The organism is Paenibacillus sp. RC334 (assembly GCF_030034735.1).
Taxonomy (GTDB): domain Bacteria; phylum Bacillota; class Bacilli; order Paenibacillales; family Paenibacillaceae; genus Paenibacillus; species Paenibacillus terrae_A.
Genome location: NZ_CP125370.1, coordinates 3,768,773 through 3,790,691 on the forward strand (window position 1 = coordinate 3,768,773; position 21,919 = coordinate 3,790,691).

Consider the following 21,919-nt stretch of genomic DNA (forward strand, 5'->3'; position numbering starts at 1 on the left):
CCCGATCACATGGTTCAACATTCGTTAAATCAACGAAGGCCGTAGAAGGACACGGATTCCCCGAGGAGCATGAACCGCTACCAAAGCCCCGTTCTCACTATTGACCCTGATCCATCCCAGACCGGAGATATAAATATCCGATTGAGATTTACGAGGAACGCGGAACTCATGTCTTGTCCATTCCGGCATATCTGCCAACTGATCACGTGTCGGCGGTGACAACAGTTCTCCGGCATGATCTTCGAACAGTTGATCCGCCCGCTCCAGCTTGGTGCGATGAATTTTAAGACTACCGTTGATGTAGCAGGTGAACGATTGATGTTGACCTTCTACAAAATCAAACCTCGCCATCCCACCGAAAAACAAGGTTTGTCCGGGGTCCAGCTGATAAGCAGCAGGTTTCAGCGGCTTGTCCGGCATAATGGCGCTCAAATCCTGCCGGGACACGATTTCACTGAACCGCCAAGGGTACACAATACCCGGTGTATCAATAATATGCTTACCGTCGTCGAGCGGAATATTCACCATATCCAGCGTCGTTCCCGGGTAACGGGATGTTGTTAACTCCTGCTCCATATCGCTATGATCACGGATCAAGCGGTTAATGAGCGTGGATTTACCAACATTTGTTGCACCGACCACATACACATCCCGATTGCCACGCAACTCGGACACCACATCCAGCAGACGATCAAAGCCCTGATTTTTTTTGGCCGAGCACAGAACGATATCGGCCGTGCGAAGTCCTTGCTCCTTAGCCTGCTTTTGCACCCAGTTGAGGACCTTGTTCCAGTTCGTTACCTTAGGCAACAAATCCGTCTTGTTCACAGCCAGTACAACCGGATTAGATCCTACGAAACGTTGCAAGCCGGAAATCAGACTGCCTTCAAAGTCGAAAATGTCCACAATGTGGATGACGAGAGCGTCCTTGTCCCCAATTTGGCTGAGCAGTTTCAGGAACTCATCCTGATCCACAGCTACCGAAGACGTTTCATTATAGTTTTTAATCCGGAAACAGCGCTGACAGATGACAGGCTCGCGTGTAAGCAATTTTTCAGGAATATATCCCGGAAGCTCCGGGCTAGTGGTCTGCATCGTGATACCGCACCCACTACATTTGACAGCAGTTCCGCCGTCAGGTCTTTCAGTCATTCTTCTTTTCCTCCTCAAGCCATAAGCCTTTCTTACGTAACCTTGTGAGCGCGATTCGCTCCAACCGCCGATTAAAGCGGGTCATGATTCCTTCATCATGGATGGATATTGGCAGCACCAGCACCGTGTGCAATCCCAGTCGGTTGCCACCCAATACATCCGTCAACATTTGGTCCCCGACCATTATAGTCTCTTCCGGGGTAAGTCCCATCATACGGATGGCTCTGCGGAAGGACGAGTTGGAGGGCTTCCGTGCGGCATGTATAAATTCAATGTCCAAAGGCGTAGCGAACACAGATACACGTCCCATATTATTGTTGGACACGATGACAAGCTTAAAACCCGCCTGTTTGACCTTCTCAAACCAGGCCACCAGCTCGGGAGTCGCATTCGGCGCTTTTGCACCAACCAGCGTATTATCCAAATCCGTAATAATGCCGCGATATCCTTGAGCATACAAGCCTTCAAGATCAATATCAAAGACGGTATTTACCCGTAATTTGGGCATCAGCATTTCAAACAACGTCGGTCACCTCAGTTTCATACGACAAACTATACCATATTAATAGGGGTTAGTAAAAAGCTATCCGCAACAAACGGACAGCTTTTTACAGAGCATGTGATGAAGATTATAAATCGGCAGCTTTCGAGCCGAGTAAAAAACGGTTTAGCCTTCGTCCTTCTGATCCGACACGGTTTTTCTTTCGTTTCATTCAGTTTGCCTTCCGGACTAACCCTTCTTATGCAACAGGGCCGCTTGCTGGCGGACCTTGTGCCAATCCTCGGCAGTTACCGAGGAAGGACTGTAGCGCGCTTGTTCAAACAGCTCCAGCAGCAGATGCAGAATTGAAGCGCGTTCCGGTGATTCAACTGACCATCTGCCGACCGATTCCCTCAGCGTCTCGTGGCTAGTACGTGCAAACCCCTTACTCCGCATGTAACGGAGCCAGCGCTCGGTTTCGACGATCACCTTTTCGTCCGGGGTCAACGGCTTTCCTTTACGCAGACGCAGCAGATAAAAATGAATATCTGCCCGATTACGCCATACGATATAAGCGCCCCACAGTATGATAACAGCCACTGCCGCCGCTATGATTACAGGATGAATCTTCGTGCCTTCCTCCGAATTGGCCTGCGATGTCTGCGCAGACTGTTCAGGCTCAGGCTGATCTTTCACTTCTGGAGTATCAGGCGTTTTCGAATCCTCCTGCTCCGTAAGCAACGGCATATCAAAGCCCGGCGTGGCTTCTACAGGAACCCAGCCGTATTCACCCAGATACACTTCGGCCCAGGAATGAGCATCCGCGTTGGTAACGGAATAGGAAGACATATTTTCGTTACCATCGCTGGTCGTTGCATCATCCGAAAATGTTTGCTGACCAGGTGCATATCCTTTGACCCACCGTGCCGGAACACCAACGGAGCGGGCCATCATAACCATCGAAGTGGAATAATAATCGCAATAGCCTTCCCGAATCTCAAACAGAAAGGCATCCACAAAATCCTTGCTTCTTTTGCGAGAAAGATCCGGATTGTTTGTATATGCATAATTTCGCTGTAAATATTGCTGTAGCAGTCCGACCTTTTCATAAGGTGTCTTCGCCGATGACGTTACATTTTGAGCCAAATCACGCACTCGCTTCGGCAGCTCATTCGGGATTTGCAAATAGGCTTCCTGCTTGTTCTTTCCATACAGCTCATTAAACGTTTTCTTGCGCAGCTCTTTCTCCGGGATTACAGGTACATGTGACACCAGAGTATACGTTTTCGGATAAGCAGTTCTTCTGGAGGATGAATTCCAAAGCAGTTCTGCCTGTTCCGGTTTCCAACGCAATCCGTCTGCCCGCGAGTCTCTGTCCACCGATTGAACACGATGTACCGAATACGCGCCGAACAAAACCGGATAGCTCTGATCATTTTGCATCGTAATGGTCTGAACGACCTGCTCGGTCGAATGCAGTGTTTCTTGTGTATTTTCCAGCTCTGCCGTCATTGGCACATCATTCAGCGTTTGGTCGTCGTTGTCTGCATCACTCCAGCCCGTACCGGAATACGTTCGCTTCGTCTCGCCCCGCCAGTAGCTTCGCTGGTTCGTCGTGATGGTCATTACGGGAGAGTAGTCAAAATTAAACCCCCCACCCAGTCGATTATCCTGCCGACTATAGCCCGATGCTGTACTCATCCGCTGATTCATAGCCCCGGCTCCATTGTTAATACCAACGGTAGATGAGCTATTTCGCTGGGTCCAAGCCGTATATGGATCCGTTAAGGTCGGCTCTATCTCTGGCATATTCACGCCAGCCATAATAATCAAAGCAAAAATGACCGCAATATTGGCTGCAATTTTGTACGGGTAACGGCGAATGTGTTTCCAGCCTTGAGGATAGTGCTGCCGAAAATACTGCAAATGCTGAGTCACCAGCCAACCCATACCCGCAAAGACCATCCATGCGACTTCTTCCCACAGCACGGTTGGCGTGAACGAATCAAGCACTGCCAGCGCGGCAATATTAATACCCACAAAAACCAGAATGCGCTGCTTCGTCGTAACGATGAGTGGTAACATCTCAATAACAAGCCAAGCGATCAGTGAAAACCAGATATACGGAGACATATTCGATATAAATTGATCCAGACGGTTTGCAAAACCCCCGAAAGGAATAATAATCGAGTAGGACACGAGCGTCCGGTACAAAATAAAAAATAACGTCGCCGCTTTGACGATAAATTCAATCCAAGGCCGAAGCGGCAGCAAAATTTTCACCAGAGCCAGCATCGTAACCGTCGCCAATACAAGCGTTCTTGTCTCTTCAAGCCACAGCACTGAAGCAAAGGACACCCATTGCATGGCAATAATAATAATCCATAAAAATGTAAAAGCCGCAGCCCAGGAGCCCTTCAGCGATTGTAGCCAGTTCTTCATAGCGTCCCTCCCCCCATTACAGCTGGAAGCTCTTCAAGACTCGGAACATGATAACCCTGAATGCCTCTTGTACGAAGCATGCTCATCCATTCTTCTGCCTGTCCCTCACTTGAGCCTTCTCCGATATAAACGTGGCACGGGGTCATCCCCCGGGTATCGACCCAGCGAAGAAGCTCCAACGCCTGATGATCCTTCAACGGACTAATCAGCACAAAATAGCAGCCTTGTGGAAATTGCCGAACACCGCTTTCTACAGCGGCCATAAGACTGCCTTGAGAAGTGGTGTGTATGTCTACCAAATGATGCATCATCCGTTGCCGTTCCATCATCTGCTCACTGGGCTGAAAGACAGTGCCTGTTTCCCCTGCCGTACAAAGACCTACTCCCATCCGCTCCCGTCCGCCATATTCCAGCAATGAAGCGATTGAGGATACGGCCAGTTCAAACTGATCGGCATTTACATAATGTTTCGTGTGTATGTCCAGTACAAGCATCGTTTTCGGAACCGTCTCATGCTCAAATTCCTTGGATTTCCAGCTTCCTGTACGTGCGGTCGCATTCCAATGGATACGTGAAAAACGGTCCCCATATACATAGTCCCGCACTCCGTTAATTTGTGTCGTTTCGCGGCGTGTTCGAGTCTGGACGGTCTGTGGCCCGGACATCCGCGAGCGACGGTCATTTAACTGCCAATAGGGAATGAATACCGTGCGGGGCAGTACCCGAAATTCACCGGGTGCGTTTAACATGCCTTTATGCTCCAACAGGCCGAAGATATCCTCGCTCACACACTCCGTTTGCGCAAAATAATAGCTTCCCCGCTCCAACGCAGGGGTCTGGAAGGCAAGCTGTCCGCTTCCTTTCATGCTGGGGATAACACTGTCCTCAAACGACCAGGATTCACCTGTATGACGCTTGAGCACCTCACGAACAATGATATACGGCAGTGGAAGAAAGCCAGGAAGTCTCAAGCTCAGCTTTACATGCACCTGATCTCCCGCATGCAGTAGCTCCCCGAACTCTGAGCCTTGCGAAAGCTGCCTTGAACCCTGAACACGGCGTACCCCGCTCAACCCGACGATCCATAAATAAATGACTAACAGCGTAACCATGGACAATAGCATGACTGACGTCTTGCCACCCTGAAACAACAGATATAGCAGACATACCACCCATATGGCCATCAGAAGCCAGATGCGGCCTGACAGCCGGAGGAGCCTGCGCTTCCTTTTGACTTTCTTCATTCCCTACGGACGCTCCATTCGCACGGGTACGTTCACCTGCCGAAGGACAGCCTGAAGTACAGACTGGGCGTTGGAGCTGTCGAGACGCGCCTCGGGACGAAGCAGTAAACGATGCGCCAGCACATAAGGTGCCAATATTTTCACATCGTCAGGAAGCACGTAATCACGATTTTCCAGAAAAGCGTACGCCTTGGTGGCCATCACAAAAGCAAGCGCCGCCCGCGGGCTGGCTCCCAGCAGTACCGATGAATGCTCTCTGGTCGCACGTACGATATCAAGTAAATAGGACGTAACTGCCTCGTCCATGTACATTTCTCTGATTTCCTGCTGGATTGCGGCTATCTGTTCCATATGCGCTACCGCCTCCAGTCGATCTGCCGGCTGCCCCTCCTGATGACGAAGCAGCATGTTCCGCTCAGTCTCCATATCAGGATAGCCGAGACTGATTTTGAGCATAAAACGATCAAGCTGCGCTTCCGGCAGCATATAAGTCCCTTCAAAATCAATCGGATTTTGCGTAGCACACAGCATAAAAGGATGAGGCAGCATATGCGTTTCTCCATCCACGGTTACACTTCGCTCCTCCATCACTTCCAGCAAAGCCGATTGCGTTTTCGTCGTTGCCCGGTTAATTTCGTCTGCCAATAAAATATTTGTCATTACAGGACCCGGACGAAAATAAAAGCGCTCATCCCGTGGATGAAATATGGAAACCCCTGTTATATCACTGGGGAGAATATCAGGATTACATTGAACACGGCGGTAATCACCGCGCATGGATTTGGCAAGAGCCTTGATCATTTGCGTTTTTCCCGTACCCGGAACGTCCTCGATCAGAATGTGCCCACCCGCCAGCATAGTCGTTAGCAGTAATTTTATTTCAAAGGATTTACCTAATATGCATGATTCCAGATTAGCTCGGATTGCAGATACAATCTGCACAGATTCTTGACGCACGGGCATAGCCTGTAAACCTCCTAGATAGCAACATGTTTCCTATTATTGTACATGAAGGAGGGCATAGAGTACACTTGAGTCCTTTTCCAGATGTTCGAGCCAGTGCTACAGTTTGGCAGCATTTTGTATGCAGACATATAAAAAAGCCCTCCGGTCATTCAGATCCGAAGGGCTAATTTTTAAGCTTATTTAATTCAGCATTTTGCATCATTCGATTACCAACGCTTAAAAGTACAATATAAGTTTATCCTTTTGGACGTACAACCAGGGCTGCCAAAAAAGAGAATATAATCGCCGAGGAAATCCCTGCACTTGTCACACTAAAAATCCCTGTAATGACACCAAGCCATCCGTCCTTTTCCAATTCGGTTAATGCGCCGTGTACGAGTGAGTTACCAAAACTGGTAATTGGAATCGTCGCACCCGCTCCGGCAAATTTGATAAGCGGATCGTATATCCCAACGGCATCAGCAATTGCACCTGCTACCACCAACGTACTCATCGTATGTGCCGGGGTCATTTTAATGACATCCATCATCAACTGACCCACGACACAAATGGCACCACCGACTAAAAAAGCCCATAGATATATCATACTTTTCCTCCCGCTTCGAAAGCTACAGCATGTGCAATGCATGGAATGCTTTCTCCTTGCTGTGTCGACAAAGGAGACAGCAATGCCCCGGTCGCCACGACCAGTACCTTCTGAAGTTCTCCCTTTTCGAGCCGTTTTAACAAATGCCCGTAGGTTACAACAGCCGAGCATCCGGCACCACTGCCGCCTGCAATGACTTGCTTTTGTTTGTTCAGGTCATAAATAAGTAAACCGCAATCGTTAAATTCCGTCTGACTCACATCAATATTTTGCTTTTTAAGCAGCTCCTTGGTAATCGGCAAGCCTACTGAGGCCAAATCCCCCGTTACAATAAGATCATAATAACCAGGGTCCCGGCCTGTATCTCGAAAATGGGACAACAAGGTATCTGCCGCCGCCGGAGCCATCGCCCCTCCCATGTTAAATGGGTCTTTAATCCCCATATCCGTAACACGTCCAATGGTAGCGCAATCTACCACCGTACCTGACTTGGCATGTCCCACAACTGCGGTGCCTGAGCCGGTGACGGTATACTGGGCCGTTGGAGGCTTCTGTGCTCCGTATTCCGTAGGATATCGGAACTGCTTTTCCACAGTACAGTTATGGCTCGTCGTACCCGCCATTACATAGTCGCCCGCCTCTGAATCCACAATAAGCGCGGCTAAGGCCAGACTTTCCATCGACGTAGAGCAGGCTCCGAAAACACCCAAATAAGGAATCGCGAGCTTGCGCGCTGAAAAGGAGCTACTGATAATTTGATTCATCAGATCACCACTGATAAAAAACTGTACTTCCTCTTTGTTCAAATTGGCATTAATTAACGCTAGCTCAGTAGAGTGCTCGAACAATCTGCGTTCCGCTTTTTCCCATGTTTTTTCGTTAATTTCGAGATTGTCATAAATGTAGTCAAAATCCGTGGACAGCGGCCCCTCTCCTTCATCCGGGCCAACAACGGTTGCACTTCCAACGATGCGCGGTCTGGATTCAAACTTCCAGGTTTGTCCTCCCTGTCTTCTCATAGATGGTTACCCCCTACTCCAAGAAAGGCGTAGATGACACCTACAACGAACGCTGCCACCACCCCGAATACGATAACCGACCCTGCCAGCTTGAACATATTCGCGCCTACACCGAGCACCAGCCCCTCAGAACGATGCTCCAGTGCAGCCGAACACATCGAGTTGGCAAAGCCTGTAATCGGTACAGCGGTTCCTGCTCCCGCCCATTGGGCAAACTTGTCGTACACCCCGAAGCAGGTCAATATGACTGCCAGCAGGATCATCATGGATGAGGTCGGCGGTGCCGCCTCCTTGGCCGAAATGTGCATCCCTGCCATGAAGGCTTCCTGAATTGCCTGACCAATCACACAGATGCCGCCTCCAACCAGAAAAGCCCGCACACAGTTGGCAAAAACGTTTGTAGACGGCTCGTGCTTTTTGGAAATACTCTGGTAGTCCTTTTCATTTATGGACAACGGCGGCGTATTGGTACGAAAACCGCGTTGGCCAGATTTAGCTGGCATCATCCACCACCCCTTATTTGTAAATTCCGCACTTTGCGGTTCGGATTCATTGTGTCCTTATCATTATTAGCTTTATGGGGAATTGTTATGTCAGGAAAATGATATCGTGGACATTCCGTACAAATCCATTCATACTGGATGGATGACGACCACTGGTTAATTAATAAGGAGCGAGGTATAACATCATGGAATCAAAAACATTAGAACTGTTTAAAACCTTAACGGAGTTTCCTTCCATTCCGGGGCATGAGCGAGAGCTGCGGGCATGGGTTAAAGAACGGATATCCGGTTATACGGACGAAATCGTGCAAGATCGTTTGGGTAGCCTTTTCGGCGTGCTGCGCGGTGAAGAGAACGGACCGCGTGTGATGGTTGCGGGCCATCTGGATGAAGTCGGATTTATCGTCAATGGCATTACGGAAAATGGTATGATCCGCTTTCAGCCCGTTGGAGGCTGGTGGAGTCAGGCCATCATGTCACAACGTCTTCAGGTGCTGACTCCGAATGGGCCGATTATTGGTGTCGTTGGCTCAGTATCGCCCCATTTGCTGGATGAATCACAACGTAGCAAGCCCATGGACATCAAGCATATGTATCTGGATATCGGCGTGGACAGCCGTCAGGAAGCGCAAGAGCTGGGTATCGTGCCGGGAACAGCCATTGCGCCGATTTGTGATTTTACTCCACTGGCGAATCCGAAAAAAATCATGGCTAAAGCGTGGGATAACCGCTATGGTGTAGGCTTGGCTATTGAACTGCTTGAAGCGTTACATAAGGAAAAGGACAAACTGCCTAATACGCTGTATGCGGGAGCTACCGTTCAGGAGGAAGTGGGATTGCGCGGCGCACGCACGGCAGCCAACCTGATTCAACCGGACGTTTTCTTTGCACTGGATTGCAGTGCGGCCAACGATATGGGTGGTGATCCGAACGCTTACGGGCATTTGGGTAAAGGCGCGCTGCTACGGGTATTTGATCCGGGTATGATTACACATCGCGGGATTGTGGAATACGTGCAGGATATGGCGGAAACGCACAAGATCAAGTATCAATATTTCATCTCCACAGGTGGGACCGATGCAGGTCAGGTTCATTTAAGCGGAATTGGAGTGCCCTCCACCGTCATTGGCATTTGCGGACGATACATCCACACTTCCTCGTCCATTATTCACACCGACGATTACGATGCAGCCAAAGAACTGATCGTCAAGCTGGTACAAAACCTGGATCGTACGACACTGAATACGATTATTGAACGAGCTTAAGGTATTCTCAGAAAAGTACAATCTATTAAAAACAGTCAAAACACGTTATACATGTTTTGACTGTTTTTTTGATTTAATAGAGCTACAAAATAGAGCGCTTCATATCAAATGCTTATAACGAAGTAAAGCGATAATAACAAGTACAGCCGTCAAGGCAATGCAGATGTTCTCCACCTGCGCCCCTTTGCGCGTTCCGGTACTCATCAGCTTAAATCGCAGCTTCCATTTGAGCGGTGGCAAAGGTTTAATTCCGTTATTCGTCAAGGAATCTGCCAACAAATGCAGCAGATACGCCAAACCACCAGCCAGCCATATGCTGTCACCGTGCAGACGGGTTGTACCGTACAGCAACGCAGTCCATGCGACTGTTCCGTACACCGTATGCGTCAATCCCCGGTGAGGGACAAGCGTACAGATAATCAGCAGGCACCCGGCAATGTAATTCCATGGCGCATATGCTTCCCCATACCAGGCTAAGCCAACCCCAATCAAAAAGATAATAACCTTTCGCATCGATCGTGAAGGCATAAAGGAAGCGCTGATCATCAGTAAAGCCAGAACAAGATTCCACGGCGGTGGAGCCATACGGGTGAAAAATACCCAGCCCGCAGCCCCAATCATCAAAAGCTGTACGAGTCTGAGCATTTTGGTAGGCAACGCACGACTCACGAGCATGGAGTTAGGCTCGTCAATATCCGGCAACAGTGAACCGACTACAGCGGCAGCCACGGCAGCCGGAGTCACTTCGTATCCGTTCAAGGCTAATACCGACAGGGAGACCCCGGTTCCAATAATCAAATGGGCTCTTCCCATCATGGTGCATAACATCCTTTCGTTGCAGCATACAACAGAGTTCGACATCACTCTATTTGAATCAGCATGATTCGATTGTATACGACAAACAAAAGGAGAACAATAGTTCGCTTATTCTATTTAAAGGATATCGTCCAAAAGTCCCGGTCAAAAATTCGCCTTAGAGTATTTTTTGGAACAGTGCGATAACTTCCTCTTTGGTTGGCTGAAACGGATTACTGGGCGCACACGCATCCTTCATCGCATTGTCGGCTAACAGATTCAGGTCCGGGTCCGTTACTCCCAACTCAGACAAGCGTTTCGGAATTCCGACCTCCTGTGCCAACCCACGGATGGCATCCACGACAAATTCAGCACACTCCTCATCCGTTCGCCCTCTGACCGAGAATCCAATCGCTTGAGCGATAGGTCTGAATTTACGAGGAACATGCTGCGCATTGGCCTCCTGTACATAGGGCAGTAGCATCGCATTACACACCCCATGTGGAAGATCATACACACCTCCAAGCTGATGAGCCATCGCATGCACATATCCCAACCCCGCATTGTTGAAGGCCAGCCCTCCCAGAAAAACAGCATACACAAGCTTTTCCCGAGCCTCAATATTTTGACCGTTCTCCACAGCATCAGGCAAATAACGGAATATCAGTTCGACAGCAGCCAGGGCAGTGGCATCGGTGACCGGATAAGCTCCCGGGGTAACCAGCGCCTCAATCGCATGAGTAAGCGCATCCATACCTGTCGCAGCAGTTAATTCGGCTGGCTTACCCACCATTAATTCGGGGTCATTTACAGAGATGGAAGCCAGACTGTTTTTATCAACCATGACCATTTTGACCTTACGCTTCTCATCAGTAATGACATAGTTAATGGTGACCTCGCTGGAGGTACCCGCCGTTGTATTCACTGCCACAATAGGAACGGACGGGCGTTTGGATTTGTGAACGCCTTCATATTCTGAAATATGTCCTCCATTGGTGACAATGATGCCAATGGCTTTGGCCGCATCCTGAGGTGACCCACCACCTACCGAGACGAGAACATCACATCCGTTATCCTGAAACACCTTGACTCCTTCGTGAACATTGTCACAGGTAGGGTTAGGTTGCACACCATCATACACGATATATGGAACTCCATGCTGCTCCAAAACAGCAATAACCCGGTCGGTAATCCCATTTCGACGCAGCCATTTATCCGTCACGATAAGCGCTTTCATAAATCCTTTCTCTTGCAACATCGGTCCCAGATCTCTAAGACATCCAATCCCCATCAAATTCACTGGCGGTACATAAAAGATGTTCCTCCCCATACGTAAACCCCTCCTCTGTGTTAATCGTTCTCCAGTCATCTCTGCTCTCTGTTATCATGCATCTTCTTGATACTACCATCAGATCGAGCAGACATCTGCGAAAAAAAGCACAGTTCAGCAATTCTTTTAAAAACATGCAATAAGGCCTAGAAGCATGTTGACAAACTTTTGCAATATTTTCTTTTTGCCTCAAAAGCCTATTGTACTATTTGAAATATTATGTAATATAGTGTTTATATTTACTATATGAATCTATTAAATGAACAAGGAGGAAATAATTATGCAAAAGAGTTCTGCGATTCGCAAGTTCAAAACGATTGGTCTGGCATCATTGCTAAGTCTTGTTTTGTTCGCTCTCCCCGCTTCTGCTGCTTGGAATGATACATACACGGGGTACGCTACCTATACCGGATCTGGCTACTCTGGAGGAGCACTGCTGCTTGATCCAATCCCTTCCGATGCAAAAATTACGGCTCTTAACCGCACACAACTGAATTATAATGGAATCAAAGCCGCATTGGCAGGAGCATATCTGGAAGTCCAAGGCCCCAAAGGGAAAACAACAGTCTATGTAACCGATATTTATCCTGAAGGCCCAAGTGGTGCGCTTGACCTGTCCCCGAATGCTTTTAACCAAATTGGCAATCAAATTGATGGAAAAATCAATATCTCATGGAAAGTCGTCAAAGCCCCAGTTACTGGAAACGTCTCCTACCGCATTAAAGAAGGCAGCAGCCGGTGGTGGGCAGCTATTCAGGTACGCAATCATAAATATCCTGTCTTGAAACTGGAAGTCCAACAGAACGGACAGTGGCTCAACCTTGAAAAACAGGACTATAACCACTTTCTGGGTACAAACTTAGGGAACCAGCCTCTTAAAATCCGGATTACAGACATTCGCGGTGTGGTGCTGAACGATACCCTCCCGGCCCTAGCAGAAAATGGCACGGGCGATGCCTATATTGTCAAAGGTAATGTGCAATTCCCTGACTGATTGCAGGTATCTTCTCACAGCTTGAGTCCTGTCAGGCACAAATGGGTGCTTCCTACCCATGTGCTGTCCAACTCGTGACAGGCTTTATGTAATCCCCAGGCTGGGAACCGACGCAAGCGATTTTGCGTGTTGGGTTCCTGGCCTTTTTACGAAAAAGTCATTATTTTTCATAAAAAATTAGTTTGTTCACTGTCCTGTTCACAGGAAGGCACGTATAATGAATACATATTAGGGTGTATTTTGGCTATATGCACATAGACAGGAGACCTGCCCACATGAGCAATTTCAAAAAGCATCACAAGCTTCATAGCAAATTGCTGATCAGTATCACGTTATGTATTACGCTGACGTTGCTGGTATCTACCACGGTGTATTATTTTTATTATATTCGGGTGGAGAAGGAGCAAGCATTCGAAGCCAATCATAGCAGCCTGGCACTGAGAAGCAGAGAGGTCATTAACATGACATCTATCGCCCAATCGTTGGCCTTCCAAATGTACCGCAGCAGCACCCTGTCCAAGTTGTTGTATTACCCCAAACCCAATGTATATGATGTAACCGCTGCCATGTCTGAGCTGAACAATTATCTCAATTCTATGCCGTACATTGAATCCATCTATGTGTATAATCCGAAAAGCGACACCTTCTACATTGCATCCTCACGGGGGCAAAACGGGTTATACAGCAAAAGTGAACTGGTTGATACGGATATTATACGCGTGCTGGATCATTATCAGGATTATAAGCCATTTACCCCTATTCCACGCACCTATCCTTTGCTATCTGCGTCAGACTCCGTTGCCGGAGCAGATCAAGCCAGCACAGACATCGCCGCCTATACGTATTTATGCTACGACGCAATCAACTCGAACGAAGCGATGAATTCGGCTGTGATCGTCAATGTATCTGCGACTTGGATGAACAAGGAAATGGCGACGAATCCGGCATCAGGCGGAACGGCTTATATTTTGGACGATCAAGGCAGACTTTTATCCGGCGCGACACTGGCAGACGAAGCATTGAACGAAAAAGAACAGCTATGGCTGCACACCCGAGTCAAAAAACAGGAAACAGGATATTTTGTAGAAGATTTTCACAGTAAAAGATCACTCATTTCTTATACCTCCCAAGACGGATTGGGTTGGCAGTATATTAGTGTCACCCCATATGAAAGCGTTGTCAAAATGGCGAGTGTTATCCGTAATGCGATGCTGTTCATTGCCGCCGTCATTGCATTGGCAGGGTTCGTGGCCTCCTGGCTGCTGTCCAGAATGCTGTATACCCCCATTGGACAGATCGTTGTCCATATGAATTCACTCGAATCAGAGAAACGAAACAGCATGTATACGATCCGGCAAAACATTTTACAGAATATTATTCGGGGGGTTCAATTGCTTCCTGCTGGAGAGGAACCGGAGCGGTTGCTTGAGCTTGGAATCACATTCCAGTTCGACAAAGACTATCGGCTGGTGCTGCTGCGTATAGATGAATATGTCCGGTGGCAAAGCGAACGCGGTCCTGACCTGCTGCCCTATAAGTTTGCCATGATGAATATTGCTTCTGAAATATGCGGGCAGACGTACCAGGTGGAAGCCGTGGATATCGACGAAGACAGCGTCCTACTGCTGCTCAACATTCTTGATCCTGCGGAGCATACGGATACCGTGCTGCTGGAAACCTTATTGCGCCAAATACGCGAAGCTTGCCATGAGTATTTAAAGCTGAGCGTATCGCTAACCTATAGCGCCATCGCAAGCCAGTCGGAACGGCTGCATCTGTTGTACCGTCAGGTACAGGAAGCGTCCATGCACCGATTTTTTCAAGGGCACGGGTGTATCATTGATGCGCAGAACACAATTGAGGCACATGCTCAAAATGCCTACGTATATGCGTCGGATAAGGAGAAAAAATTGCTCGACACGCTGTTATCTGGTCATACGGAGGATGCTCATGGCATGTTCAAGGACTTGCTGATGCATATGGAAAAATATTCGTTTTCCGTCGTGCAGGTGGCCATATCCCGGCTGATGATGAGTGTGAATCATGCCATTCAGCATATGAGTGAGCGTAATGGATTTGCTGCCGAATCTATACCTGAATTGCCGTCCGCAGATCAGTTGGAGACGGCCCTGGAGCTTATCGAGCAATATCAATTGGTCTTTGATCATGTCCGCTCCAACCTATTGGAAAAACGAAACACGAAACAAGAGCGGCTAGTACGGCAAATTAATGAGCGAATAGAGCAAGCCTATGCTGATCCGGATTTTTGCCTCAACCAGATCGCTGAAGAACTGGATATGTCACCGATCTATGTCAGCAGACTATACAAGCAACAAACCATGTCTACCATCGTAGATGTCATTCAACAGCTACGCATTCGCAAAGCCTGCGAGCTGCTGGAGCAAACCGACTGGTCGGTAGCTGACGTGGCAGAACAAACCGGATTTGCGAGCAGCTCTTATTTTCACCGCATGTTCAAGCGTAGCTTGGGCGTGACGCCCACAGATTTTCGTCGTTCTAAAGCAAATGCGCAATAAGGTAGACTGAAAAATGCTTCCGTAAAAAGTTCTGGCTACTGTATGCGGCCGCTCCGCGAACGGAACGTTGCTCCCATCGTCGTTGTCTCCGATGATTTTAGCGTGACCTATCACTCCTTGTAATAGACATTTAAAAAGCAAGCCTCCAACTTCCTGGAGACTTGCTTTTTCTTTTTATCCCAACTGTTAAAATCTCTTTGCCTTGCCCAATTACTTAATGTTCTTCTCCTTCACGTAGGCTTCCCATTGCTTGGTATATTCCGTCTGGATTTTCTCCAGGCCAGCCTGGTTTGCCTTTTGCAAGAAGGTCTGCAATCCTTGATCCACATTATCAATCAATCCAGCTTGGAGCGGATACAGATATTGCTTCTCAACCTGCTCCAAAGCCGCTTTTTCGGCTTGATAGGTCGTATAATCCTCTGCAAAACCGGTAAACACGTCAGGCTTCTGGATTTTATCCAGCTCAGCAAAAATCTTCTTCACCCGGTCAAAGCCTGAATCAAACAGCATGTATTCCGGGTTACGCCAAGCCCAGCTATTCATACCTTCCCGTGAAAAGCCGTTCGTGCTGCCGGTACCTATCATTTGATAGTAACCGTCTTTGACTTCATAGTTTTTGCCTTCAATTCCGTATTGCGTGAGCAGGTTATAGCGTTTGTCCGTGACAAGCTTTTCATAGAAAGCTATTGCGCGTGCAGGGTTAGGACTGCTTTTCGGAATCGCAAAGCCGTTATGAATCGGATGCACTGGAGTTGCATACCCCGTCGTCAGCGGGAACGGATAGTAATCCAGCTTCCAGTCCGGGTGAGACGCTTTGAGCTTAATCACCATGTCATTAAAACGGGTCGGATTGTCACCGAAAATACTCGCTGCTTTACCAGAAGTCACCTGATCCTGAAGCGTATCTTTTACGTTCAGTACGTTTTTAGGAATAAATCCTTTGTCGGCCCAGCGTTTGTAAATGCTCAGCTCTTCTTTTTGCTCATCTGAACCCCAATATTTATAAACCTCTGTTGGTTTTTCATACTTAATACCGATGCCATAAGGCAAAGCCCCTACACTCTTTGTTACCAATTCGGAATAGCGATCATGCAGGTTCCCTTTAATATCGCTGTTCAGAGAGACCGGTTTCATATTAGGCTCATGCTGACGGATACCATCCATATAAGCCTCGTAGCTTTTTATATCCGTAGGTTTAGGCAGATTGTACTTCTCGCGCAAATCCTCACGCCATACAAATCCATTGGTTACATACTCCTTGTATGTGCCAGGCACAGTGTAGATTTTGCCTCCGATTTTAACGCCATCCCACATCTCCTGAGGCACGAATTTTTGCAAGGCAGGTGCGGCCTTCGGCAGCAGATCATCAAGCGGCAGGAATGCACCTTTCTTGGCATACGCCTGATACTGCGTCCAATCTGCAGTGAAGATCAGATCAATCGGCTGGCCTGAAGAGAGCAGCAGCTTATACTTCTGATCCCAGTCCGTCCACGTCGTATAGTTGAATTTGACGGTGGCATTCAAATCTTTTTCCGCCAATTTATTAATCTCTGCTTCAACGGCAGGCAGATCCTTCGGAGCATCACCCAGCATATAAAATTGCAGCTGTACCTTCTGAGATTTGTCATCCGTTCCATCTGATTTTTGTGCGCTGTTTCCACCACCGCCTCCACACCCGGCTAATAGCGCCATGATGACCATAACTGCAATCAGGATGGACATGCGTTGCTTTCTTTTCTTTGTAAATGTCATGTGAATCCTCCTTTTGAAGTGGTTGCTGGTTTAAAGCCATCTATCTTTTAAAAGCCTGGAGAGTGGACGAAAATCATTCGCTTGTACTCAGCCTCGCCTTTAAAATTTGTAGGAAACAAACGTTACTAGCCCCTCAAATAAAACGCTTACAAAATATGCTTTCAAAATGGCATAACGTCAGCACATCATGCCATCTTAGCTGATGACTGTCTACTTTAGCCTTTAACAGCACCAATGGTCAAGCCCTTGACGAAATAACGCTGAATGAACGGGTACAGCAGTAAAATCGGTCCGGTGACCACGATCGCCATTGCCATTTTGGTCGATTCGGTCGGCATATCGTTGGAGAGTGAAACGCCGGTACCTGCCCCCATTTGCGCGATAAATTGCATCGAGTTGATTACATTATACAGATAATATTGCAGCTGGTATTTATGTGGATCATTAATAAAGAGTGAAGACGAGAACCAGTCATTCCAGTATGCCAAGGCCAGAAACAACCCCACGGTGGCAATGCCCGGCGTAGACAAAGGCAGCACAATCCGATAGTAGATTTTAAAATCACCCGCACCGTCAATTTTGGCAGACTCAAACAGCTCTTCCGGCATGGACGAACGAATGAAGTTTTTCATCAAAATGATCAGAAACGGAGTCATCAGCCCCGGGAAAATAAGCACCGTATACGTATCGAGCAGTCCTAAATACTTCGTCAGCATAATGTACCAGGGTACCAAGCCGCCCCCGAACAACGTTGTAAAGTAAATATAGAACGAGAATGCGTTCCGGTATTTAAAATCTTTACGCGCCAGCACATATCCCGCCATCGTCATCAGGAACAGGCCCAACGTCGTACCTACTACAGTTGTAAAAATGGTCACACCGTACGCCCTCAGCACCTCTTCAGGAAAGGTGAACACCGTCCGGTATCCTTCCAGCGAAAATTCCTGTGGAATAAAATGATATCCATCTCTGATAATCGACTCATTACTGGTCAATGATGCCGAAATAATAAGTAGAAATGGCAGTAAACAAGCAATAGAAGCAATAATGATTACCGCATAAGAAATAATCTGAAAAATTCGGGTGTATACATCCTCTTTGATCGCCATCCGTTTGGGTCCTCCTTTCTAGAACAAGGCATATTCGTCGTTCAGCTTGCGGATAATATAGTTCACAGTCATGATCAGTATAAAGCCGAACAAGGACTGGTACACGCCTGCCGCCGAAGCCATACCGACATCAAAGGTTACTTTCAGTGAACGGTACACATACGTGTCCAAAATATCCGTCGTATTGTACAGCACCCCATTGTTGCCGATTAATTGATAGAAGAGATCGAACTGTCCCTTCATAATACTGCCGAGCGCGAACAGCAGCAGCACGACGAACGTCGATTTGAGCATAGGCACGGTAATGTACCAGATCCGTTGAAAAATGTTGGCCCCGTCCATTTTCGCCGCCTCATAGTACTCGTCGCTAATGCCTGTAATGGCCGCCAAATAAATCACCATACTGTAGCCGAGATTTTTCCACAGGTAGAACAGGATAATCAGGAAAATCCATACCCACGGTTTGTTGTATACATCCACACGTTCACCGCCGATTTGCAGCAGCAGCGTATTCAGAAAGCCGTTATCATAATTAAATATGTTATACACGATAACGCTTAGAATAACGAAAGAAACAAAATAAGGCAGGAACATCACAGATTGAGCGATCTTTTTAAAGTAACGCCCCCGCAGCTCATTCAGCAAAATCGCGAGAACAATCGCTAACACGTTGCCAAATAAAATAAATGCTGCGTTGTATCCGACCGTATTCAATGTCAATTTCGTCAGCGTGCCGGATTGCCATAGAAATTGAAAATTCTGAAGTCCGACAAACTTGGCATCGAACAAGCTGGTATTGAAGTCAAACTGGGTAAATGCATAATAGATACCCACCATAGGAATGTAAGAGTTAATGAAGAAAAAGATCAAGGTCGGCAGCAGCATTAAAAATAATATCCGATTACGGATCAGTTCATGGAAAAATCCATTTTTCCTGCCGCTCGCCAGCCTCCTCCCGTTCAGGCGGGAATCTGTCGTGAGCATAGCAGAACTCTTAGGCACAGGCTGATTCAATGTGAGTCACTCCCCCTCTGTATACGTTACCAACAGCATGTTTTGCAGTACCGCCGTCGTATGACCCTATTTTATGTAAGCGCATTCAAAATGAAAAGTGAAGCCTTGCGTACTTCATGAACAAAGGAGTGTCCTAAAGAGTGAACAATTCGGATATTTGTGAAGTATTGTGTGATATAAGGCGCCTGATAGACGCCCAAAACCCACTTATAAAGCATAATTAAACGTTTGAGGTTGCCCTTCACTATCATGTAACTCGAAACGCAGTTCACCGTCATTTTTGTTCTGACCGATAAACTTGATGCCATCTTCCCTGAACCGTTTGACATTTTGAAGCGGGATCAAACTTGCTGACTTACTCTCGCTCTGCGATTCACCAAATAAATGCTAAGCCCGATTAATACCAGACCGATCAGCAGAAAAGCTGTAATCGTTTCGTGCAGCAGCAAGGAGCTGACAAACACCGAGATAACAGGCACCAAAAACGTATAAGACGCGACTTTGCTCGCATCCCCCGAGTTAACCAGTGTGAAATACAGCAACCAAGACAGCGAAATGCCCAACACGATACCGAACAACAGCCCCGACACATAAGGAACATTCCATACGATGTCTGACCAGCTTTCCGTCACTGTTCCGGCTCCCGTCAACACGATGCCTCCCAATGTGCATTGAAATGCGACCAGCCACAGCGAATCCACGCGCTGGTTTACCTTTTTCACATAGACGGTACCCAATGCCCAGCTCACGGCTGTAATAATAGCGATAACTACACCTGCCACAGCCACATGTCCCGAAAATCCTCCGACACTTACAGCCGCGACACCCAAAAATCCGATGACCAATCCAGTCACCTTAAGCCCGGACATCGCTTCACCCAGCCACATCCATGCAAAAATGCCGACCAATACAGGCTGGAGATACACCAGCACAGAAAACAGGCCAGACGGTACGTACATCAGCCCTACCGTTTGCAGACCATAAAACAGTACCACGTTAAAAACACTCGAAATAGCATAGACCCGCCAGTTCTCTTTCCAACGGATACGTTTCCATCTCGGCAGTAAAATCGCTCCTAACAGCAGACCTCCCAGCAACGTGCGCAACCCTGCAAACAAAAGTGGAGGCGTAAACTGCAACGCTACTTTATAAATGGGCCAAGATATGCCCCACAATACAACCAACAGCGCGATCATCATGATCCGCTTGGCTGTCGTTAACTCTCCCATGCTGCTTTCGCTCCTCTATGAAAAAAATGACTGGACCTTATATTTTACGCCTATAGGACAACTTTATCAAACAAAAAATATGCATTGGAAAGCACAACTCCAAACAGAGGAATCCAGTCATTTGCCTATGTTACAATATACCAAACCAAAAAGAAAAATAGAGATTAAAGGATAGGAGGATGTCTGCACTTGATTTATATCATCAAATTTTTATACAGCTTCGTGCTGCCTCCCGGTTTGTTTATCCTCGTGATGGCAGGGCTTGTGATCTGGCTGTGGAAGCGTGCGCGTAAACCTGCTGTCATTCTACTCGTTGTCACACTGCTGCTGTATGGTTCCTCTACCAATTTGGCCGGAGATTTGCTAATCAGCAGTCTGGAAAAGCAGTATCCACAGCCTCGTACCGTTCAAGGCGATGTCATCGTTGTGCTTGGCGGCGGAGCCACAGAGGGAACACCCGACATCAACGGACAAGGTAATCTGCTGGGTTCAGCCGCCAATCGGCTGCTCACTGCGGCACGGTTGCACGAAGCAACGGGCTTACCTATTCTGTTTTCCGGTGGACAGGTATTTGGCGACAGTGGCAACGAAGCGAATATTGCCCAAAGACAGCTTCTGGGGCTCGGTATTCCCACAAAGGATATTCTGATCGAAAACCGTTCCCTGAACACGCAGCAAAATGCCCTCTATACCTCCCAAATTTTAAAGCAGCATCAGCTCACCAAACCCATTTTGGTGACCTCTGCCTTCCATTTGCCACGTGCGGCGCTGGAATTTCAGCGTGCAGGCATGCAGGCTGTGCCTTATCCGACGGACTATCTGGCAAGTGAACATCTGTCACTATATGCCGCCAAGCTCTCCCCGTCTGCTGGAGCCATGGCTACTACTGGAACAGCCCTTAAGGAGTATCTGGGGATTCTTGCTTTGAAGCTTAAATAATGTGACGTATATCTAGCGTATAGGCACACATCACAAACAAGCGCCTTGGCAGCTCGCAGGTATAAACCTGTATGCTACCAAGCGCTTGATTTTACCATGAATCCAAAGAAAATAAAATTGTAGACTGAGAAAATAAAGTATTAGACTGTCGTGGCCTCATTAAGCTCCCTCAATATGATTTAGTTTTCTCACTCAGGCTCATGAATTCGCAGGATTTCACCCTTAGCTAAGTGTGAGGTAAGTTTAATTAGGAGAAAAGAATGGGCTGAAGCCGTTCTCAACAAGCACTATGTAGGAAATGCTTATAGTATTGAACCATTGTTAACTCAAATTGAAGTAAGCCAATACCGAGATATAAAACTACAGTGGCTACGCAATAAGGACAATGAACCCCAGATTACCCCAATTTATTTAAAAGAAGATGTGGTTAAGAGTTTTGTTACAAAGACATCACATGAGCTTAACGACTTATATAAAGAATGGGGAATCGAGTCTCTCTAAGCAAGATATATTTGAGCTAACGGGACACGGTAGTTGAATATCACGCATTGTTGAGCAGGCG

Annotated in this window: 18 protein-coding genes; 4 read left to right on the forward strand and 14 right to left on the reverse strand. The window is 47.5% G+C overall.

The genetic code is table 11. The features are described 5' to 3' along the window. Positions 1-24: 24 nt before the first annotated feature. From yqeH to spoVAC, 8 genes are all read right to left on the reverse strand, one after another. Complete coding sequence (gene yqeH / locus QMK20_RS17320) at positions 25-1,152, reverse strand: ribosome biogenesis GTPase YqeH (protein ID WP_283652577.1); 1,128 nt, start codon at positions 1,150-1,152, stop codon at positions 25-27. Continuing rightward, positions 1,145-1,675, reverse strand: a complete 531-nt coding sequence (locus tag QMK20_RS17325) for a YqeG family HAD IIIA-type phosphatase (protein WP_044645131.1) — start codon at positions 1,673-1,675, stop codon at positions 1,145-1,147. The genes yqeH and QMK20_RS17325 overlap by 8 nt, the downstream gene beginning before the upstream one ends. A gap of 207 nt (positions 1,676-1,882) precedes the next feature. Then, positions 1,883-4,075 (reverse strand): transglutaminase TgpA family protein, encoded by a 2,193-nt coding sequence (locus tag QMK20_RS17330; protein WP_283652578.1) that lies wholly within the window; start codon positions 4,073-4,075, stop codon positions 1,883-1,885. Then, positions 4,072-5,319: a DUF58 domain-containing protein gene (locus tag QMK20_RS17335; RefSeq protein ID WP_283652579.1), complete on the reverse strand. Its 1,248-nt coding sequence runs from the start codon at positions 5,317-5,319 to the stop codon at positions 4,072-4,074. The genes QMK20_RS17330 and QMK20_RS17335 overlap by 4 nt, the downstream gene beginning before the upstream one ends. Positions 5,320-5,322: 3 nt before the next feature. Then, the gene (locus QMK20_RS17340; RefSeq protein ID WP_283652580.1) at positions 5,323-6,282 is read right to left on the reverse strand and encodes an AAA family ATPase; all 960 of its coding nucleotides are present in this window, start codon (positions 6,280-6,282) and stop codon (positions 5,323-5,325) included. 238 nt (positions 6,283-6,520) lie between these two features. Continuing rightward, positions 6,521-6,871: a stage V sporulation protein AE gene (spoVAE, locus tag QMK20_RS17345; RefSeq protein ID WP_014282555.1), complete on the reverse strand. Its 351-nt coding sequence runs from the start codon at positions 6,869-6,871 to the stop codon at positions 6,521-6,523. Further along, positions 6,868-7,890, reverse strand: coding sequence for a stage V sporulation protein AD (gene spoVAD / locus QMK20_RS17350; protein ID WP_283652581.1), 1,023 nt, complete (start codon positions 7,888-7,890; stop codon positions 6,868-6,870). The genes spoVAE and spoVAD overlap by 4 nt, the downstream gene beginning before the upstream one ends. Next, positions 7,887-8,393 carry a stage V sporulation protein AC gene (gene spoVAC, locus QMK20_RS17355; protein WP_283656300.1) on the reverse strand — a complete coding sequence of 169 codons (507 nt, stop codon included), beginning with the start codon at positions 8,391-8,393 and terminating at the stop codon, positions 7,887-7,889. Before spoVAC ends, spoVAD begins: the two co-directional genes overlap by 4 nt. A gap of 185 nt (positions 8,394-8,578) precedes the next feature. On the opposite strand from spoVAC, the gene QMK20_RS17360 reads away from it, so the two are divergent. Beyond that, positions 8,579-9,658, forward strand: a complete 1,080-nt coding sequence (locus QMK20_RS17360) for a M42 family metallopeptidase (RefSeq protein WP_283652582.1) — start codon at positions 8,579-8,581, stop codon at positions 9,656-9,658. Between the two features lie 99 nt (positions 9,659-9,757). Here QMK20_RS17360 and QMK20_RS17365 read toward each other — a convergent pair whose 3' ends face one another. Together QMK20_RS17365 and QMK20_RS17370 are read right to left on the reverse strand one after the other, a co-directional pair. Further along, positions 9,758-10,474, reverse strand: coding sequence for a metal-dependent hydrolase (locus QMK20_RS17365; protein ID WP_283652583.1), 717 nt, complete (start codon positions 10,472-10,474; stop codon positions 9,758-9,760). Positions 10,475-10,631: 157 nt separating this feature from the next. Further along, positions 10,632-11,783, reverse strand: a complete 1,152-nt coding sequence (locus tag QMK20_RS17370; protein WP_283652584.1) for an iron-containing alcohol dehydrogenase — start codon at positions 11,781-11,783, stop codon at positions 10,632-10,634. A gap of 280 nt (positions 11,784-12,063) precedes the next feature. Between QMK20_RS17370 and exlX the strand changes: the two genes are divergently transcribed. Together exlX and QMK20_RS17380 are read left to right on the forward strand one after the other, a co-directional pair. Next, the gene (gene exlX / locus QMK20_RS17375; RefSeq protein WP_283652585.1) at positions 12,064-12,777 is read left to right on the forward strand and encodes an expansin ExlX; all 714 of its coding nucleotides are present in this window, start codon (positions 12,064-12,066) and stop codon (positions 12,775-12,777) included. 275 nt (positions 12,778-13,052) lie between these two features. After that, positions 13,053-15,314 (forward strand): AraC family transcriptional regulator, encoded by a 2,262-nt coding sequence (locus QMK20_RS17380; RefSeq protein ID WP_283652586.1) that lies wholly within the window; start codon positions 13,053-13,055, stop codon positions 15,312-15,314. A 210-nt stretch (positions 15,315-15,524) separates the two neighbouring features. Here the strand turns inward: QMK20_RS17380 and QMK20_RS17385 are convergent, their stop codons facing one another. The 4 genes from QMK20_RS17385 to QMK20_RS17400 all read right to left on the reverse strand — a co-directional run bounded on the left by QMK20_RS17385 (position 15,525) and on the right by QMK20_RS17400 (position 20,418). Then, positions 15,525-17,066, reverse strand: coding sequence for an extracellular solute-binding protein (locus QMK20_RS17385; RefSeq protein ID WP_283652587.1), 1,542 nt, complete (start codon positions 17,064-17,066; stop codon positions 15,525-15,527). A 215-nt stretch (positions 17,067-17,281) separates the two neighbouring features. After that, complete coding sequence (locus tag QMK20_RS17390; protein WP_134913395.1) at positions 17,282-18,175, reverse strand: carbohydrate ABC transporter permease; 894 nt, start codon at positions 18,173-18,175, stop codon at positions 17,282-17,284. Between the two features lie 18 nt (positions 18,176-18,193). Beyond that, on the reverse strand, positions 18,194-19,189 hold the full coding sequence (locus QMK20_RS17395; protein ID WP_044645144.1) for an ABC transporter permease: 996 nt from the start codon (positions 19,187-19,189) through the stop codon (positions 18,194-18,196). Between the two features lie 341 nt (positions 19,190-19,530). Further along, positions 19,531-20,418, reverse strand: coding sequence for a DMT family transporter (locus QMK20_RS17400; RefSeq protein ID WP_283652588.1), 888 nt, complete (start codon positions 20,416-20,418; stop codon positions 19,531-19,533). A 189-nt stretch (positions 20,419-20,607) separates the two neighbouring features. Between QMK20_RS17400 and QMK20_RS17405 the strand changes: the two genes are divergently transcribed. After that, positions 20,608-21,357 carry a YdcF family protein gene (locus tag QMK20_RS17405; protein ID WP_283652589.1) on the forward strand — a complete coding sequence of 250 codons (750 nt, stop codon included), beginning with the start codon at positions 20,608-20,610 and terminating at the stop codon, positions 21,355-21,357. Positions 21,358-21,919 lie beyond the last annotated feature (562 nt).